We start from the raw sequence: 450 nt of genomic DNA on the forward strand, positions 1-450 counted from the left end.
GTATCCGCGTGTCCAGTGTCGGCGAAGACATGCGTATAGTACCAAGGACGGTGGATTAGATCGCGGTTCTGAGACACCTGGATCCAGCGGCCGCCGTAATTGTCGGTGCGATAGAGCCCGATCTTGTCTCCCTCCGCCTCGATGAGAGCGTAGACGCGCCCGCGCTGCACCTTCGAAACAGAGGCACCAATCTTACCGAGCACGCCGTCAGGCAGGCCGTTCCGCCCGGATAGTTCTTCCCAAGTGTCGCCGCCGTCAAACGTCCGGAAGAGGCCGCTCCCCGGCCCACCGCTACTGAGGTTCCAGAAGCTCCGCCGTGTCTGCCACATCGTAGCGAAGAGGATGCGTGGATTGTTGGGATCCATCGAGACGTCGACTGCGCCGACGTCGGCATTCCGGTAGAGGACTTTCTGCCAGGTCTTGCCGCCGTCCTTGGAGCGGAACACGCCC

The 450-nt window shown here is 62.0% G+C and carries 1 protein-coding gene; it reads right to left on the bottom strand.

What is annotated here, in order from left to right; translation table 11 throughout:
- A partial coding sequence (locus tag EOA24_RS40770) for a hypothetical protein (RefSeq protein ID WP_210213673.1) occupies positions 1 to 450 on the bottom strand: 450 nt, incomplete at both ends.

The organism is Mesorhizobium sp. M2A.F.Ca.ET.039.01.1.1, from assembly GCF_003998035.1.
Classification (GTDB): Bacteria; Pseudomonadota; Alphaproteobacteria; order Rhizobiales; family Rhizobiaceae; genus Mesorhizobium.